We start from the raw sequence: 17,389 nt of genomic DNA, 5'->3' as shown, positions 1-17,389 counted from the left end.
AATAAAGGCTAAAATTACGATATTTTTTTGCGGAACAGGGTAAGGTAAAGGAATAAATAAAACAAAATTGATTAGATTTTGATACCTTTGTAAGTATATTATAAATCAAATCCATGTCAACAAAAGAGAAATCATTAAACTTTATTGAGCAAATCATTGAAGAGGATATCAAAAATGGTTTGCCAACAGAAAAACTTCATTTTCGTTTTCCGCCAGAACCTAATGGTTATTTACACCTAGGTCATGCGAGTTCAATTTGTTTAAATTTTGGATTAGGGTTGAAGTACAATGCGCCAGTTAACTTGCGCTTTGACGATACCAATCCATCAAAAGAAGAACAGGAGTTTGTTGACGCAATCAAATACGATGTAGAGTGGTTAGGGTATAAATGGGCAAATGAAGTATATGCTTCTGATTATTTTCAGCAATTATACGATTGGGCTGTTCAGATGATCAAAGAAGACAAGGCCTATGTAGATAGTCAAACTTCAGAAGAAATGGCACAGCAAAAAGGAACCCCATCTACAGTAGGAGAGGATAGTCCTTATAGAAATCGTTCAGTAGAAGAGAACCTAGATTTGTTCGAAAGGATGAAAAATGGAGAATTCGATGAAGGTAGCCATATTCTACGTGCGAAAATATCAATGTCAGCAAAAAATATGTTGATGCGTGATCCAATTATGTATAGAATCATGAAAAAAGATCACCACCGAACAAAAGATCAATGGTGTATCTATCCAATGTATGATTGGGCACATGGAGAAAGTGATTATATTGAAAGTATATCTCACTCTTTTTGTACATTAGAGTTTTTGCCTCACAGAGAACTATATAATTGGTTCTTAGATCAAGTGGTAGAAGAGCAAAATATAAGACCAAAGCAACGTGAGTTTGCCCGTAGGAACTTATCTCATACAGTAGTTAGTAAACGTAAATTGGCTAAACTTGTAGCAGAAGGATATGTAACGGGATGGGATGATCCACGTATGTCTACGATTTCAGGGCTAAGAAGAAGAGGGTACACACCAGCTTCTATAAAAAATTATGCAGAAACAATTGGTATTGCAAAACGCGATAACTTAATCGATGTATCCTTACTAGAGTTCTGTGTACGAGAAGATCTAAATAAAATAGCACCACGAGTAATGGCTGTATTAGATCCTGTAAAATTAGTTATTACGAACTATCCTGAAGGGAAAGAAGAGTGGTTAGAAGCAGAGAACAATCCAGAAGAAGAAGTAATGACTTATAGAGAGGTTCCTTTCTCTAAAGAGTTATACATTGAAAGAGAAGACTTCAAAGAAGAGGCAAACAACAAGTTCTTTAGATTAACTATCGGGAAAGAGGTACGTCTGAAAAATGCTTATATTATCAAAGGAGAGGGAGTAGTGAAAGATGAAAATGGTCGTATTACTGAAATACATGTTACATATGATCCGGATAGTAGAAGTGGAAGTGGAACAGAGGCGAGTAAACGAAAAGTAAAAGGAACGATTCATTGGGTTTCAGTTCCACATGCAATAGAAGCAGAAGTTAGAATTTACGATCGTTTGTTTACTAATGAAAACCCTGATGGAAATAAGGAGGTAGACTTTTTAGAGTATATAAATCCAAACTCATTAGAAATAGTTAAAGGATATTTGGAACCAAGTTTAAAAACAGCTAGTGAAGGTGATAAGTTCCAATTTCAACGTTTAGGTTATTTCTGTGTAGATAAAGAAAGTACAGATGGAGCCTTAGTTTTTAATAAAACAGTAGGCCTAAGAGATACTTGGGCAAAGGTAGAACAAAAATAGGATAGTGTAAATCTTCCTATATATTTAAAAAGAAGCATTCGATTAACTTATTTTTAACGGTTAATTGAGTGCTTTTTTTATAACTTTATAAGGAATAATCAAAAAAACATTTGTTATGTCAAATAAAGTAGGAGGAACTGTGTTAGCAGTATTGGCTGGTGTAGCCGTGGGAGCTAGTTTAGGAATACTATTTGCTCCAGAAGAAGGAAAAAAAACAAGAAAAAAAATCAAAAAGACTTTTGACGATTCAAAAGAGGACTTGGAAGACAAAATTGATGAACTGAAAAAACAAGTTCGTACCGTAGTTAATAAGAAAAAACACGATATTGAAGAAAGTTTAGATCATTTCGTTCATTCTTCAGGAAAGAAAAGAGATGAAGTAATAGCTTCACTAGAAGAGAAGTTAGCAGCGCTAAAAAGTCAAGCTAATGAGGTAACAGAGGATAAACACAAATAATCCAAGTATTGATTTATGGCGTTTAACGAGGTAAAGTCAGAGATGACAAACATAAAGGAAAACTCTGAAGAGTTTATCCAATCAACGTTAGAGTATTATCGTTTATGGGGCTTTAAGGTAAGTGTCAAAGCGGGTACAATCTTTATGACGTTGTTGTTAGTAGCATTGTTTTCAATGATGGCAATGTTGTTTATATCTTTGTTTGCTGCTTATGCCATTGGAGAAATGTGTGGTAGTCTGTCTGTAGGATTTCTGATTGTCGGATTGGTTTACATATTAGTAACGATATTAGCTTATGCTTGTCGTCGCTCTATTGTAGAAAGACCTTTTATCAAAAAACTATCAGAAATAGTATTTAACGATTAATTCGAATATATGGGAAAGATGTATACATCAATTGATCAAGTCAATTCGGATTTAGAAATATTAAAGGTTAAACGAGAGCTGCATTACCAAAAGGTCTTTAGGTCAGTAGAAAACATTAAAGAAGAGTTGTCTCCTGATCGATTAGTCAGAAATTCTGTTGGATCAGTTGCTTCTTATGTGAAGAGCTCGGGTAACATTCAAGCATTTCTTATAACCTATATCTTGAAGCGTTTCTTTAAAAGAAAATAAAAGTAAAGGGCTATCCATGTAGATAGCCCTTTTTATTTTACATATCGTCGTAATCAATATAGATTTCATCTGAAGTAACAATTGCCTGACATGAAAGTATTAATCCGTCTGCAATTTCTTCGTCTGTCAAGATGCTGTTCTTTTTCATAATAGCAGAACCTTTGACAATTTTACACATACAAGAGCTACATATTCCTCCTTGACAAGAATAAGGAGCATCAATACCTTCTTTGAGTACTCCATTTAATAACACTTCGCTTTTTGGCATTTCAAAGCTCGTTTCTTCGTCATCAACTAAAACAGTCACCTTTGTCGAGCCACCTTCTGCTTCTACAGGATTTACACCATCTGTATTAGGAGTAAAGATTTCATAAGCGATATGATCCTTAGAAACCCCTCGTTCTTGTAATGTATCATTAACTGTATTAATCATTTCTTCTGGCCCACAGATATAGAATTTTGCAAATTCTTTTTCTTTGTGTTTGTTGTTCACAACAAAGTTTATAGCTGCTTTATCAATACGTCCAAAGATAGAGTCATTCTCTCTTATACGTGAATAAACGAAATGAATGAATAAACGTTCGGCATATTGTTCTTGAAGTTTGTAAAGTTCATCGTGAAAGATTGTTTCCTCAGCATTTTTATTTCCATAGACAAGAACAAATTGACTATTTGGTTCTTGTTCAAGTACAGATTTTAAGATCGACATGATTGGAGTGATTCCACTACCAGCAGCAAATGCTGCATAGTTCTTTACATTGTCTGTTTTAGGCTCAAATATAAATCTACCTTCTGGAGCTTCAACTTCTAATTGATCACCAGCTTTTAGCACGTCATTTGCGTAAGTAGAAAATACCCCATGCTCTACTTTTTTGACTGCTACTCGAACTTCGCCGCTATTTGGAGTTGAACAGATTGAGTAAGCTCTTCGGATTTCTTTCCCTTCGTGCAGATGTTTAATGTTTAGGTATTGACCTGCTTTAAATTGATATTCATCTTTTAGATTAGAAGGAATATCAAAAACTATCGAAACTGCATTAGGAGTTTCTTTTCGAACTTCCTTTACAGTTAAACGGTTGAATTTAGACATAGTTAGTTTAGTTTGATGCACAAAAATACGAAAGTGATTGAGTAAAAGGAAGTTTATTTGTTTAAGTTATTGGTCTTGATGTGTAACAATTAACTATAAAGTGCGTCTAATTAAATTGTAATATCTTATTAAGGATAATTCTATGAAATATATTTTGACTATAATTTTTGTCTTAAGTATTCAGCTTGCTTCTGCTCAGGTGAGAGGAATAATTACAGATAGTAAAGGCAAGCCAATATCTTTTGTTACTGTTGTTTTAGAAGATACACAACAAGGAGTGCTAAGTAATGAAAAGGGTGAATATACCTTATCTACAAAGGGGATAAATAAAGATATTGCTACGATAGTTTATCAATTAATTGGTTATCAAACTAAGCGAGAGAACGTAAATATAAAAAGTGGTGTAGAGGAAAAAAATGTTGTACTTGTGGAAGAATCTATTGCTTTATCGGATATTGAAATTCAAGTTGTTAATGATTCAGGTGAGGCTTTGATACGTAGAGCGATTCAAAGTAAGAAGACAAATACGAGTCAAGTAAGTGCTTTTGAGGTTGACTTTTATTCAAAGGGAATGATAAAGTCGCTAAAAATCCCTAAAGTACTGTTGAATAAATTAGAAGAAGGAGAAGTTAAGAATCAAGGGATCGATTCTGTAGGAAAGGGTATTTTGTACTTGTCAGAGACTGTATCGAAGGTGAAGTATCAAAAGCCAAATAAACTTAGAGAGCATATCGTAGCATCTAAAGTGAGCGGTTCTAATAACGGGTATAGTTTCAATACTGCAGATGAGTCTTTCTATGATTTCTATGACAATATTGTGGAAGTTGGAGATGTGAAGACTAAAATGATTTCTCCGATAGCTGACCAAGCACTTTCATATTATACTTACAAGATAGAAGCCATATTCACAGATAATGGTAAAAAAATTAATAAGGTTAAGGTAATCCCAAAGGTTCGAACAAAACCTGTGTTTACGGGGTATATCTATATTGAAGAGGAGAGAGCAGCATTATATGGTTTAGATTTAGAAGCTACAGGTACGAGTTTACAACAGCCTTTTTATGAGACGGTTAGTATTAGTCAGACTTTTGTATATGATGAAAAAGTAAGGCAGTGGATTAAGAAAAGTCAAAACATAGAATTGATGTTTAACGTATTAGGGGTAAAAGGGAAAGGTGCTTTTTTGAGTGTATTTAATAATTACAATTTTAACCCTCAGTTTACTCAGTCAACTTTTGGTAAAGAGCTTCTATCTTTTGCAAAAGATGTCAATAAGAAACCAGATGATTATTGGGAAGATAACAGATATTTCTCATTGACAACTGAGGAGATGAATGATTATAGGGTGAAAGATAGTATATTGAAGATTAAAGAATCTCCAGTCTATATAGATAGTATCCGCCGTAAATACAATACTTTTCATTGGGAAGATATTGCGTTAGGATATACATATAAATCAAAAGAGGATAAAGTAACTTTTAATTATGGAGGTATCCTTGATCTAAACAAAATTGGGTTTAACACTGTACAAGGATTCTATATGGGAACTAATATATCACTGTCATTCCATAATAGAGAGAAAAAATCCTTAACGAAATTAAGTAGCTCATTTAATTATGGAACGGCTTCTGAACGATTTCGTGCATATGGAGGCGTTGAGCATTATTTTGGCGATGATCGACGTACTTCTATCTATGCGTATGGAGGAACTCAGATTAGCCAATTCCATAAGCAGAATATAGAAGAGTATTTGAATACGGCATTTTCATTGTTAATGCGCAAGAATTATGCAAAGTATTATAATAATGAAAATGCGTATGTAGGTGTTAGGAGCTCATTTTTTGATCGTTCTTTGCGTTTTAATACCCTAATAGGGTATGAGCAGAGAAAGCCGCTCTATAACAATGCAAATGGTTCATTCTATACTGGGAACAGAAACTATACATCAAATAACCCCTTAGCACTGACTGATTACCACAATGCAGCTATTAGTGATCATTCTATTTTCAAATTTAAGTTGAATGCAAATATCTATTTAGGACAGAAGTATATTACTTATCCAGAAACGAGATATTATGTGCCAAATAGAAAATATCCACTTATTAATATAGCATATGAGAAGGGCTTTGGTGGAAGTGAGAGAAAGTACAATTACGATTACGTACAGTTAAAGGTCAAACAAAATGTTGAATTGAGTAATAAAGGGGAGTTTGCTTATACTATTCGAGGAGGACACTACTTTGGAGGAGAGCATATTTCTTTTGTTGATAGGGTTCACTTTACTGGGAATGAGTCGCATTTGAATTTAAGTTCAAATTATTTGTCGTCATTTAATTTATTGCCTTATTATAGGTTAAGTACAAATAAGTCATTTGTAGAAACACATCTACAATATGATTTTAAAGGATTTCTAATGAACAAAGTTCCATTGTTGCGTCTGACAGGATGGAATACTGTATTAGGTTATCATCACGCTTCTGTGAGTGATAATAAGCCCTATCAAGAGTTTACAGTTGGATTTTCCAATGTAGGTTTTGGTCAGTTTAAGTTTTTTAGAATCGATTATGTAAGGTCATATAATGGTACTTCATTCATCAAAGATGGTGTAATGATAGGAATCAAGACAGACTTTTAAAAGATTTTGATATAGTACTTTGTAAGGAAACTGTTGTTTATAAATTTAAGTAACAGTGATACGAAACAAAGGTTATTATATAACTTGGTTAGTAGTATGTAAAAAGGTCACCTCATTGAGGTGACCTTTTGTTTTTTATATCAAGTAAATAATTTACTTAGAAATTCGATTTAAATTGTTCTAAGAAACGAACATCGTTCTCAAAGAACATACGGATATCTCCGATTTGGTATAATAGCATAGCAATACGCTCAATTCCCATACCAAAAGCAAAGCCGCTATAAATGTTTGGATCGATATTACAGTTTTTAAGTACATTAGGATCAACCATTCCACAACCTCCGATTTCTAACCAACCTGTACCTTTCGTAATACGGTAGTCAGTTTCTGTTTTTAATCCCCAATAAATATCTACTTCAGCACTAGGCTCAGTAAAAGGGAAATAAGAAGGACGTAAGCGAATCTTAGACTTTCCGAACATTTCTTTAGTGAAATACAACAATGTTTGTTTTAAGTCGGCAAAAGAAACATCTTTATCAATATATAGACCTTCAACTTGATGGAAGATACAATGTGAACGAGATGAAATAGCTTCATTTCTAAATACACGTCCTGGAGATATTGTTCTTAAAGGAGGTGCATTTTTTTCCATATAACGCACCTGTACAGATGATGTATGTGTACGCAATAGGTGCTCTGGATTCGTTTGCACGAAGAAAGTATCTTGCATATCTCTAGCAGGGTGGTACTCTGGAAAGTTCAATGCAGAGAAGTTATGCCAGTCATCTTCGATTTCAGGTCCCTCAGAAATATTAAATCCAATACTATTGAAGATATCAACTATTTGATTTTTTACTAAAGATATAGGATGTCTTGAGCCTATCTCGATTGGGTATCCAGGTCTTGTTAGGTCTCCATATAAGCCCTGTACATCTTTAGATTCTAACTCTTCTAGGATTGATTTTACTTTTCCTTCAACAATATTTTTTAATGAGTTGATGATTTGACCGAATTCTTTTTTCTGCTCATTTGGCACAGTTTTAAAATGCGCAAACAAGTCATTTAAGATCCCTTTCTTTGATAAGAATTTTATTCTAAATGCTTCAAGTGTCTCTTTACTATCGGTGTGAAATGCTTCGGCTTCACCGATGTATTCTTTTATTTTATCTATCATTTTAAGTAAAAGTAAAGTGCAAATTTACTGCTTTTCAATTAGACAATAAAATTTTAAAACCTTATTATTTTTATAATTGTTCGGCGTAAAACTTTATTCAATAAATTTAGATTCCAAGAAATAGTTAACAATTGCTTCTTTCATCAGTACACTTTGTTCTCCCGCTTTTAGTGCTGGTAGGTGTTCTAGTGTTTTGTAATGTGGCCAACCATCTTCGTCAAAGTATTCGAATTCATAGTAGCCGTAAGGCTCAAGCAATTTACATATTGCTATGTGCATTAGATTAATTTTTTCGTCTTTTTTGTATTTCTTTTTTATCTTACCTAGTTCTTGTACACCGATTAGATAGATGATCGCTTCTAAATCAAGCGTCTCTCCATCGCCAAATCGGTCAGATATTTTTGTGACAACAGCCTCCCAGCGTTGCTTTAATTGTTCATCTCTAGCCATATTATTGTTTAATGAGTGATGCAAAGATACAATTTCCTCTGTTATACAATTTCCTGTATTTGTTTTACAATTTTTTGTGGCATGCCTATAGTTTTCGATTAAGATGGTTTGGGTTAATGGTACTTAGGTATTGTATAAGTTGTATCGCCAAATCGATAATTATATTTCATGTATGTCCATTAGGTGTTATAATAGGGGATAAGATGATATTTCTATAATTAAACAACCTATGATTATTTAAAAGTAAATTCGGTATGTTATCCTTATTTATTTTCCAAAAATCACTATTTTCTCTATGATGTTAGCAGTATGAGACTGAATAGAAAAATAATTTTTTGAAAACAAGTTACTTGTTTTAGCTCATAGAGGTTTCAAAATTACAGTATTTGGTGCTGAGCTACTGCTATACGTGCAGTAGCTGTGCAGTTTAGTAGTCCAGGAGTAGACTCTTGGCAAGGAAAGTGCACGAATACTGCAACTATAGGTCAAGAGAGCAGGTAAGGATGTTATCTACCGCAGTAGCCTAAATTAATTTTAAATAAGAATTGAAAAAAACATTATTTATTAAAAAATTGATAATCAATGCTTATTGTGTATTTTGTTTGTGATTAGTAATGCTAATAAATATGTAAATGGAAGGCTATCTCCTGTATTAAAGAAAGGTGAATTAGTATTTCTCTAACTAAACAACCTAAACTACTTTTTTGGAATGGTTGTATATTGATATTGGTTTATTTGGAAAGGATAATGTTTACCTCTCCAAATAACTCGTATAACTCTGGAAGGTGATACAATAATAGTCTAATTGATGGACTTAAGTTAATAATAAATGAGTGAATTGTAATATATTCGTATTAAAATTAAGTACATGATATTAGATATAATTGTTGGAATAGCTTTAGTTTATAGTATTTATATTGGTTTTCAGAAGGGATTATTTGTTTCTGTTGCGGCTTTTTTGTCTATTTTAATTGGTGTTATAGGAGCTTTAAAATTCTCTAATGTACTTAAGGCTTGGTTGTATACTGAATTAGGGTGGAATACTTCTTTATTGCCAATTATTTCATTTGTAGCTGCCTTTTTTATATCTATATTGGTAGTCAAGTTTATTGCAAATATGCTAACGAAGGTATTTGAATCAGTTTATTTAGGGTTTGTTAATCGGCTTTTTGGAGCTGTATTTCAGGTATTGGTTGTTGTATTAGTAGGTAGTGTATTACTATCTTTTTTTGATGAATTAAATAAGGCTGTTCAGTTAGTTAACCAAGATACGTTACTTCTGTCCTATAGTTATCAAGTTTATATGGTTTTATCTGAGGAATTGTTGCCTAGCCTTTATGCTATGGTGAAGACTTTGTTTGAACAGAGTGTTGATATTTTGACCACACCAATAGAAACAGAATCAATATAAGTACAAAAAAGGGCATCATTTGATGCCCTTTTTTGTACTTATATTTTTCTAATAGAACTTTTTTCTATCCAGCCTTCTTCTTGATTGTCGAGTTTAATATTTATCCAAATTCCTTTCTCTCCAATTATATGCACTCTAGTACCTTCGTGTAGTTGTTGGATTGTTTCAGATGTGTTTTTCGCCTCTGTTTTAAAGTCGATTTCTGAATCAAAAATAATAGCAGAGTACTCGTATTTTTTGTAGTTATTCTCAAAATAGGCGCTATAAGCAGAACCTATGCTAACAATCACAAGTATGATGAGAGAGGTAAACCATAATCTTTTAAGTGCACTTGTCGTTGAGATATAATAAAGAACAAAAACAGCAAAAATAAGAAGGGTGGCAATAGTACTAATTACGGTCCATTGGTTTACGGTGAATAGACTTAATCCTTGGTGTACAATGTCTTTTTCTGTATAGTCTTTTGTTATTGAAATATCGTCTTGTAAGTTTTTTCGAGCATAGTTGAGGTTTGTCGTATATGCTTGTTTTGTAGGGTCTAACTTAAGCGATTTTTCATAATAATAGATCGATTCAGTATAACTATGAAGTTTATAATAAGCATTTGCTAAGTTGTAATACACCTCAGGAGAATTATCACGTTCTTTAATTAAATCACGATAAATTTCTATTGCTTTTGCATAGTTTTCCTTTACGTATAAGCTATTAGCATTTTCGAACTTCACATCCCAATGCTCCTTATCTTGAGCATTAATACTGATAGGCAAGAGGAATAAGAATATGTAAAAAAAATAGTTCATTTGGATTTACTTTAATTGTTTTTCTAATTGACTAATTACTTGCACAGCAGTATTGTAATCTTTGTTTTGGTCTACTTGATCTGAAGGAGTGTATCTAGCCCATTCACATGCGTTCTTTAACGAAAGAAAAGAAGCGGATAATTCCTCAGAAACTTGATTAGCATGTAATAACTCTTGAATTGTCTCGTTAGACATTTCAGTAGTCTCTATTTTTAATTTCGCTTTTAGAAAGTTGTGTAAACAACGTTCTAGAGCTTCGTAAAAGCGGTCTTTATCAAGGATACACTTCTTAGCATCAATTAGATATTTACGTGCTAATCGATTGTTTTTCCGTGAGCGAATACTTTCTATATCTCCGTCTAACTCTCGTTTTTTATGTATGAAAACAACAAAGCAAGGTATTGCAATTAAAGGTAATAAGGTTAATGCAATATGAGTATTTGAAAGCCAATAGCTATTTGTATCTAAGTTGTTTATAAATGTTGCTTTTTCTTCGATAGGTTGAAAAAGCTCACTCTCTTCTGTATTATCAGTTCCTTGTACTTCTTGAGCTTCTTTGTTTGTAGGAAGAGTGGGACCTTCTAATACTGCTATCTTAATACTATCTGTGATAATCGTCTTATATGATTTAGAAGCTAAATCAAAATAGGAAAATTCCATAGGGCGAATGTAATAATCGCCTTTGTACTGAGGTATGATAGTGTATTCATTAGTGCGATGACCTTGTAATCCATTTACACCGGGTATCGTTTTTTCTGAATAAACAGGATCGTATAACTCCAGTGCAGATTGTGCTTCTGGGGTAGGGATACTTATTAAATCTAAGTTTCCTTGTCCAGATATTTGAACTTTTAATGTAATCGCGTCTCCTGCTTTCGTTTCGGTTTTTGATGGGATAGCTTTAAATTGTAGCTTACCTACACCGCCACTGAAGTTTTGAGGCTTTCCTTTTTCAGGTAATGCTTTACTATTAATGGTAACCTTATTTGTTCCTATTTCTTTTTCGATGTGACCTACTTCAGGGAATCCCCAAAAATCACGTCTACCAGTATAGACTTGTGCTTGTACATCAAGCACTAGAGGGTCGATTGTAAAACTACCAGACTCTTGCGCCATGATGACATCTCTCTTGATTTCTATGTAGTTATATTCCTCCCCTTTATATTTGCCCTTTTTTAAGACAGGTTGCGCAGGTTGGCTAATATTGTGAACCCAAAAGCTTTCGTATTTTGGTATTTTTTTACCTGCATAACCTGAAAGACCATCTCTGAAATAGATTTTATAAGAAACATTTATTGGTTCATTAATATAAGGGTTTGTATTACTAACTTCAGTCACTAAGTGTATATGCTCAAGGGACTGTTGTTGAATACTATTGAGCCCTCTTTGCTGGCTTTGTTGAGGCTGTTTCTGCACTGCATCTGTAAAGGTAATGGCTATAGGTGATGTTTTATAGGTTTTGCCTTCTATTTCAATTGAAGCAGTTCCTAATATTATCTTTCCTTTTTTTGTCGATTGTAGGAAATAAGAGTATGTTTTGGAAAACGTACGCTTTCCTTGTATCCACGATTGACTGACGGATTGATTTGGACCTCCCACGATTTTTAAACCATTGAATGAAGGTGGTGAGAAATTATCACCATCACCATTCATTGTAAAATCAATACGTACAGATTCATTTAAAGGCACACTTTCTCTACTAACTTTAGCTTCAAATGTATATTGTGCCCAGGTATGCTGACTACCAATAAACAAGCATAGTAAAAGTATGTATTTCAGAAGTGATTTCATTTTACCAATCTTTTTTGTTTTCTTTTTTCTTAGTTCCTCCAACTGGTGTTTCACCAGCTTTTCCTTTGTTTAGAATACGTTGTTGAACTTGTTTTTCTTTAGCTTCTAAAGATTCTAATATTTGGTTCATTTGTGCTTGTGAGGCACTCATCGGCTGAGGTTGGTTATTAGGATTAGAAGCTGATGGTTGTTCTTTGCCTTTTGAATCTTCGTTATCCTTTTCTCCTTTATCTTCGTTATCCTTTTTGTTATCTTTCTTATTATGCTTGTCCTTGTCTTGGTCTTGCTTGTCCTTGTCTTGGTTTTGCTTGTCCTTGTCTTGGTCTTGCTTGTCCTTGTCTTGGTTTTGCTTGTCCTTGTCTTGGTTTTGCTTGTCCTTGTCTTGGTCTTGCTTGTCCTTATCTTGGTTTTGCTTGTCCTTATCTTGGTTTTGCTTGTCCTTATCTTGGTCTTGCTTGTCCTTATCTTGGTCTTGCTTGTCCTTATCTTGGTCTTGCTTGTCCTTATCTTGGTCTTGCTTGTCCTTATCTTGGTCTTGCTTGTCCTTATCTTGGTCTTGCTTGTCCTTATCTTGGTCTTGCTTGTCCTTATCTTGGTCTTGCTTGTCCTTATCTTGGTCTTGCTTGTCCTTATCTTGGTCTTGCTTGTCCTTATCTTGGTCTTGCTTGTCCTTATCTTGGTCTTGCTTGTCCTTATCTTGGTCTTGCTTGTCCTTATCTTGGTCTTGCTTGTCCTTATCTTGGTCTTGCTTGTCCTTATCTTGGTCTTGCTTGTCCTTATCTTGGTCTTGCTTGTCCTTATCTTGGTCTTGCTTGTCCTTATCTTGGTCTTGCTTGTCCTTATCTTGGTCTTGCTTGTCCTTATCTTGGTCTTGCTTGTCCTTATCTTGGTCTTGCTTGTCCTTATCTTGGTCTTGCTTGTCCTTATCTTGGTCTTGCTTGTCCTTATCTTGGTCTTGCTTGTCCTTATCTTGGTCTTGCTTGTCCTTATCTTGGTCTTGCTTGTCCTTATCTTGGTCTTGCTTGTCCTTATCTTGGTCTTGCTTGTCTTGGTTTTGTTCGTTTAGTTTTTTAGCAACTGCATAATTGTAACGAGTTTCCTCATCATTAGGATTATTGCGTAGAGCGTTTTTGTATGCATCTTCAGCGTTCTTATAATCTTTCAATTTCATATAAGCATTACCAATATTGTGATAAGCAAGGTGTTTGTCTGTTTTTTTATCTGTTTTAGTTATTGCACGTTGAAAGGCAGAAATAGCTTCTTTGGTTTGACCTTGCTTTAATAGCGCATTTCCTAAATTGTACTCAGCTGTAGCACTATCTGTTAGTTTAGCATTAGCCACTCTGTATGAAGCTTCTGCTTGTATATATTGTTTGTGTTCGTAGCCTTCGTTTCCTTTGCTTAATGCTCTACCTGCACTTTGAGCAAGAGCGGATACTGAGAAAACAAGGGTGATTATGATATAAAGAGTATTTTTCATTATAGAATTTCATTAAGCATTATCATCGTCCTTTTCATTAAATAAATTCAAGTTCTTCATCCAAAGTGTCTTTCTTTCTAAGATAAATAAATCAATCATTAGAAGGAGTAATGCAAAGGCTAAGAACCATTGAAATTGAGATTGGTATTCTGATATTTGTTGTGATTCGAAATCAGTCTTTTGTATTTTGTTCAAATCATTTTTTACTAGGTCTACGATTTCTTGTGTATTTGAACCGTAATAATATTTTCCTCCTGTTTTTTCTGCAATATGTTTTAAGGTATTTGGTGTCAACTTAGTAATAACGATTTCATTGTTCCAATCTTTTTTGTATTCAGTACCTTTTGCAGTTCGAATGGGGATAGGACCTCCTTTTTCAGTACCGACACCAATAGTAATTATTTTAATTCCTTTTTGTTTAGCAATCGCAATCGCTCCATCCATTTCTTCTCCATGGTCTTCTCCGTCAGAAATTAGAATCATGACTTTACTAGTATTGGGGTTGTCATAGAAATTGCTGGCTTGAAAAATAGCGTCTTCAAAAGCAGTTCCTTGAGAAGAAACCATATCTGTATTCATCGTTTGCAAATACATTTTAGCAGCATAGTGGTCAGTAGTGATTGGCAGCATCGGAAAAGCCGTACCAGCATATCCTACAATACCAATTCTATCAGGGCCTAGGTTACTGATGATCTGTGATACAAGTTGCTTCATTTTAGATAGGCGATCAGGAGCCATATCTTGAGCGAGCATACTTTTTGATACATCTAAAGTAAACACGATATCTATTCCTTGACGCTTAACAGTAATGAGCTTAGTACCTATTTTGGGATTTACTAATCCAAATACAATCGAAATTAAGGCTAAGGTATAAATACTTGCTTTAATAATAGCTTTGTTTTTAGATTGGTTAGGTGCCAATATTTTTATCGCTTTGTTAGAGGCGAATGTTGTTTGTTTTTTTTTCTTCCATACAAAGTCTGCAACAATAAGTAAAATGACAATTGCTACAATGATAAGTAATAGAAAGTATTTTTTATTATCTAATTCCCACATAATGACTTATATAAATCCTCTAAATAATGTTTTTCTTAGAACTATTTCGATGCTTAGTAAGAAGAAACTAATTAAAGCAAATAGATGAAATTTTTCTTCTGTATTCACAAACTTTTGTTCGTCTATTTTTGTTTTTTCCAGTGTGTTAATTTCTTCATAGACGCTTTTTAAGCTTTCAGTGTCTGTTGCGCGAAAGTATTTACCCCCTGTCATTTTAGCAATTTCTTTCATTAGTTCTTCGTCTATCTCTACAGGTATTTTTTCATATACAATCTCTCCATTTGCTTTTATTCCCACGGGTGAATCAGCTAGTCCATTTGTTCCGATTCCGATTGTATAGACCTTAACTTTGTATTCTTCAGCAATTTTAGCCGCCATGATAGGATCTATAGCTCCAGTGTTATTTACCCCATCGGTCAATAGGATAATGACTTTACTTTTAGCAGGGCTTTCTTTTAAGCGATTTATAGCCGTACCTAACCCTACACCTATTGCAGTACCGTCTTCTATATCATTACGGTATTTAATAGAACGTAGGGCATTTAAAATAAGTGGTTTGTCACTTGTAGCAGGTGTTTTTGTATAAGCTTCAGCTGCATAAATTACAATGCCAATACGGTCATTTACACGTTGTTGTACGAAGTCTGATGCAACGTGTTTTAATGCTTCCAAACGATTTGGTTGAAGATCTCTAGCAAGCATACTTCCTGAGATATCCATTGCCATTATAATATCAATTCCATGTGTGGAATGAACCTGATGTTCTACACTGATGATTTGAGGACGTGCTAAAGCAGTGATCAATCCAGCAAAAGCTAATAAGCGTAATACAATGGTTAATGGTAATAACTTTATACGGAAAGATTTAATGCTCTTAATTCCTTTGATAGAACTAAGCTTTATGGTTGGGCGTTGTTTTGTTTTTGTTTTAAACCACACGTAAAATAATACGGGTAGTAAAAGTAAAAGCCAAAACAGTTCTGGATTTAAGAAAGTTACGTTTGTCATTTTTAATTTTCTGAATTGTATTGAATAGACTCGAATACTCGTTGAAGTAATTCGGATCCTAATTCATCATTATTCTGATAAAAGCCAAAGATAAGGCTTCTGTTTTCACCATATTGAGTTAATACACCTTCAAATAGTTTCTCCTCTATTTTACCAGAGTTTACGATTTCTATCTTGAAGTGTCCCTCAATGATTGTTCCAACTACTCCGTTTGCATTGTCGTAATCACTAGTGTCATATTCGATGTCTGTCACTTTGTAGTTTTGAGTAATCATTTTAATTGCATTTGCAATAATATCTTTTTCTTTTGCTTTGAATTCTTTCTTTGTTATTGAATTGTTTAGCATAATACAGAAAGGGTCTTCAAGTGTATTGAATTTGAATTGTTGAATTGATTCTAAACCTTCAAACTTTGCTTCTTGTAATACTGTCTCATTTTTCCTAACAAGAACGGTTGGCGTGGAGATCGTTATCCCTGGGTTTGAACCATAGGTACTAGTTATCCACTCTTTTTCTAGTAATCGTTTTGTCTTGTTGAAAGTGAATAAGTTATATTCCCTTTCACCAGCACTTGTAAAGTAGTACCCTATTGCAGTAATAAGCATTAATACAACTGATACACCTACAGGTACCCAAATACGAAATCGCATACGACGTTTTTTTCTTTCTTCTCTTAAGCGAATTCTTTCAGTCTGGGTAGCAGCCGATATTGGGTAAGCCTCATTTAAGTTGTCTATAATTGATTGAATTTTGTTTGTATCCCCAATTATTTCATTCTCTGAAGGCTGAGACTTAGCAAATTTCACGAGGTCAGAAGTTTCTAGAATACGTTTAAACTCCTTAACTACTTCAGGTTTTAGCTTTATCTTTTTGATATTCAAGGTGTTTTTCAGAAGCATCATTATTTCATGTGTTGTCATCTCGCGAGCTGAGATGTCAAAGGTGTCTTCTAAAAAGTTTCTTACGATAATACTCATTTCAGAGTAATACGGTTTAGCATCACCACGTGTCCAGTTCTTCTTCTCTTCTAGTTTTTTGAGCTTTTTTACAGCTTTTTCATAAGGTGTCTTGTATTTATCATCTTCAGTAAGATTTTTTTCTTGACGATATTTGATAAATAGGTATAGAGCTAATCCAATGGCTAGTGAGAGTATAACAAATATGATGTAATACCAATATGTAGAAAAAGAAGCTTGATTATATGAAATCCCTTTAATATCGTATAACGGTGTTTTTAGAGTATCAACTTGAACTCCTAAGACATTGATCTTTATAGAATCTGTTTTGAATACAGAAGCGTCTACTATTATTGGTAATTGTGGTAGAGTGTATGCCCCTTCATCGAAGTTAGTTAGGTCATAGCTCTTAACTAATTCTACTTTGCCATTTTTAACAATCGTATCTGTTGGATAACTTTGAGTTATTTCAAATGCTCCTAGTTGATTATTTTCAGGGAAGTGGACACGTGTACCTTTATCTGCTAGGGCAGTGATGGTATAGTGAATATTACCTCCTATTTTTATTGCTGTTGTATCAACTTTTGACTCAATGATAGGTTGAGCTTGTATTGCTGTACTAAAGAATAGTAAACTAGTTAGTATATATAATATTTTCTTGTTAATCATC

At 33.8% G+C, this 17,389-nt stretch carries 16 protein-coding genes; 6 read left to right on the top strand and 10 right to left on the bottom strand.

The genetic code is table 11. The features are described from left to right. Positions 1–113: 113 nt before the first annotated feature. The 4 genes from GJV77_RS05620 to GJV77_RS05605 all read left to right on the top strand — a co-directional run bounded on the left by GJV77_RS05620 (position 114) and on the right by GJV77_RS05605 (position 2,868). Positions 114–1,796 carry a glutamine--tRNA ligase/YqeY domain fusion protein gene (locus GJV77_RS05620; RefSeq protein ID WP_155035400.1) on the top strand — a complete coding sequence of 561 codons (1,683 nt, stop codon included), beginning with the start codon at positions 114–116 and terminating at the stop codon, positions 1,794–1,796. 115 nt (positions 1,797–1,911) lie between these two features. After that, on the top strand, positions 1,912–2,253 hold the full coding sequence (locus GJV77_RS05615) for a YtxH domain-containing protein (RefSeq protein WP_155035399.1): 342 nt from the start codon (positions 1,912–1,914) through the stop codon (positions 2,251–2,253). A gap of 15 nt (positions 2,254–2,268) precedes the next feature. Then, positions 2,269–2,619 (top strand): hypothetical protein, encoded by a 351-nt coding sequence (locus GJV77_RS05610; RefSeq protein WP_155035398.1) that lies wholly within the window; start codon positions 2,269–2,271, stop codon positions 2,617–2,619. Between the two features lie 9 nt (positions 2,620–2,628). After that, a complete protein-coding gene (locus GJV77_RS05605) occupies positions 2,629–2,868 on the top strand; it encodes a DUF6327 family protein (protein WP_155035397.1) in 240 nt (79 codons plus the stop codon). A 37-nt stretch (positions 2,869–2,905) separates the two neighbouring features. Here the strand turns inward: GJV77_RS05605 and GJV77_RS05600 are convergent, their stop codons facing one another. Then, entirely contained in the window at positions 2,906–3,958 is a 1,053-nt protein-coding gene (locus tag GJV77_RS05600; protein WP_155035396.1) for a ferredoxin--NADP reductase, read from the bottom strand. A gap of 142 nt (positions 3,959–4,100) precedes the next feature. Between GJV77_RS05600 and GJV77_RS05595 the strand changes: the two genes are divergently transcribed. Further along, positions 4,101–6,593, top strand: a complete 2,493-nt coding sequence (locus GJV77_RS05595; protein ID WP_155035395.1) for a DUF5686 family protein — start codon at positions 4,101–4,103, stop codon at positions 6,591–6,593. Positions 6,594–6,750: 157 nt separating this feature from the next. Here the strand turns inward: GJV77_RS05595 and pheS are convergent, their stop codons facing one another. The 3 genes from pheS to gvpC all read right to left on the bottom strand — a co-directional run bounded on the left by pheS (position 6,751) and on the right by gvpC (position 8,684). Further along, complete coding sequence (gene pheS, locus GJV77_RS05590; RefSeq protein ID WP_155035393.1) at positions 6,751–7,767, bottom strand: phenylalanine--tRNA ligase subunit alpha; 1,017 nt, start codon at positions 7,765–7,767, stop codon at positions 6,751–6,753. A 93-nt stretch (positions 7,768–7,860) separates the two neighbouring features. Then, positions 7,861–8,217, bottom strand: a complete 357-nt coding sequence (locus tag GJV77_RS05585; protein WP_155035391.1) for a hypothetical protein — start codon at positions 8,215–8,217, stop codon at positions 7,861–7,863. Positions 8,218–8,594: 377 nt separating this feature from the next. Then, positions 8,595–8,684 (bottom strand): gas vesicle protein GvpC, encoded by a 90-nt coding sequence (gene gvpC / locus GJV77_RS15060; protein WP_155035389.1) that lies wholly within the window; start codon positions 8,682–8,684, stop codon positions 8,595–8,597. Positions 8,685–9,085: 401 nt separating this feature from the next. On the opposite strand from gvpC, the gene GJV77_RS05575 reads away from it, so the two are divergent. After that, a complete protein-coding gene (locus tag GJV77_RS05575) occupies positions 9,086–9,628 on the top strand; it encodes a CvpA family protein (protein WP_155035387.1) in 543 nt (180 codons plus the stop codon). Between the two features lie 38 nt (positions 9,629–9,666). Here the strand turns inward: GJV77_RS05575 and GJV77_RS05570 are convergent, their stop codons facing one another. Genes GJV77_RS05570 through GJV77_RS05545 form a run of 6 tightly spaced genes read right to left on the bottom strand, consistent with a single transcriptional unit; the run spans position 9,667 to position 17,388 of the window. Continuing rightward, a complete protein-coding gene (locus GJV77_RS05570) occupies positions 9,667–10,428 on the bottom strand; it encodes a tetratricopeptide repeat protein (RefSeq protein WP_155035384.1) in 762 nt (253 codons plus the stop codon). Positions 10,429–10,434: 6 nt separating this feature from the next. Then, positions 10,435–12,219 (bottom strand): BatD family protein, encoded by a 1,785-nt coding sequence (locus GJV77_RS05565; protein ID WP_155035383.1) that lies wholly within the window; start codon positions 12,217–12,219, stop codon positions 10,435–10,437. 1 nt (position 12,220) lies between these two features. Further along, positions 12,221–13,699: a tetratricopeptide repeat protein gene (locus tag GJV77_RS14800; protein WP_193563672.1), complete on the bottom strand. Its 1,479-nt coding sequence runs from the start codon at positions 13,697–13,699 to the stop codon at positions 12,221–12,223. Between the two features lie 12 nt (positions 13,700–13,711). Continuing rightward, positions 13,712–14,755: a VWA domain-containing protein gene (locus tag GJV77_RS05555; protein ID WP_155035381.1), complete on the bottom strand. Its 1,044-nt coding sequence runs from the start codon at positions 14,753–14,755 to the stop codon at positions 13,712–13,714. Positions 14,756–14,761: 6 nt separating this feature from the next. Continuing rightward, a complete protein-coding gene (locus tag GJV77_RS05550; protein WP_155035379.1) occupies positions 14,762–15,763 on the bottom strand; it encodes a vWA domain-containing protein in 1,002 nt (333 codons plus the stop codon). A 2-nt stretch (positions 15,764–15,765) separates the two neighbouring features. Then, on the bottom strand, positions 15,766–17,388 hold the full coding sequence (locus tag GJV77_RS05545; RefSeq protein ID WP_155035377.1) for a BatD family protein: 1,623 nt from the start codon (positions 17,386–17,388) through the stop codon (positions 15,766–15,768). Position 17,389 lies beyond the last annotated feature (1 nt).

It is taken from the genome of Myroides pelagicus (assembly GCF_009711055.1).
In the GTDB taxonomy this organism is placed as follows: Bacteria; Bacteroidota; Bacteroidia; order Flavobacteriales; family Flavobacteriaceae; genus Flavobacterium; species Flavobacterium pelagicum.
This window is presented reverse-complemented; position numbering and strand designations above follow the sequence as displayed.

Bases quoted from the DNA above. Each gene is read 5' to 3' on its own strand.
- GJV77_RS05620 (WP_155035400.1), top strand. From the start codon at position 114: ATGTCAACAAAAGAGAAATCATTAAACTTTATTGAGCAAATCATTGAA.
- GJV77_RS05615 (WP_155035399.1), top strand. From the start codon at position 1,912: ATGTCAAATAAAGTAGGAGGAACTGTGTTAGCAGTATTGGCTGGTGTA.
- GJV77_RS05610 (WP_155035398.1), top strand. From the start codon at position 2,269: ATGGCGTTTAACGAGGTAAAGTCAGAGATGACAAACATAAAGGAAAAC.
- GJV77_RS05605 (WP_155035397.1), top strand. From the start codon at position 2,629: ATGGGAAAGATGTATACATCAATTGATCAAGTCAATTCGGATTTAGAA.
- GJV77_RS05600 (WP_155035396.1), bottom strand. From the start codon at position 3,958: ATGTCTAAATTCAACCGTTTAACTGTAAAGGAAGTTCGAAAAGAAACT.
- GJV77_RS05595 (WP_155035395.1), top strand. From the start codon at position 4,101: ATGAAATATATTTTGACTATAATTTTTGTCTTAAGTATTCAGCTTGCT.
- pheS (WP_155035393.1), bottom strand. From the start codon at position 7,767: ATGATAGATAAAATAAAAGAATACATCGGTGAAGCCGAAGCATTTCAC.
- GJV77_RS05585 (WP_155035391.1), bottom strand. From the start codon at position 8,217: ATGGCTAGAGATGAACAATTAAAGCAACGCTGGGAGGCTGTTGTCACA.
- GJV77_RS05575 (WP_155035387.1), top strand. From the start codon at position 9,086: ATGATATTAGATATAATTGTTGGAATAGCTTTAGTTTATAGTATTTAT.
- GJV77_RS05570 (WP_155035384.1), bottom strand. From the start codon at position 10,428: ATGAACTATTTTTTTTACATATTCTTATTCCTCTTGCCTATCAGTATT.
- GJV77_RS05565 (WP_155035383.1), bottom strand. From the start codon at position 12,219: ATGAAATCACTTCTGAAATACATACTTTTACTATGCTTGTTTATTGGT.
- GJV77_RS14800 (WP_193563672.1), bottom strand. From the start codon at position 13,699: ATGAAAAATACTCTTTATATCATAATCACCCTTGTTTTCTCAGTATCC.
- GJV77_RS05555 (WP_155035381.1), bottom strand. From the start codon at position 14,755: ATGTGGGAATTAGATAATAAAAAATACTTTCTATTACTTATCATTGTA.
- GJV77_RS05550 (WP_155035379.1), bottom strand. From the start codon at position 15,763: ATGACAAACGTAACTTTCTTAAATCCAGAACTGTTTTGGCTTTTACTT.
- GJV77_RS05545 (WP_155035377.1), bottom strand. From the start codon at position 17,388: ATGATTAACAAGAAAATATTATATATACTAACTAGTTTACTATTCTTT.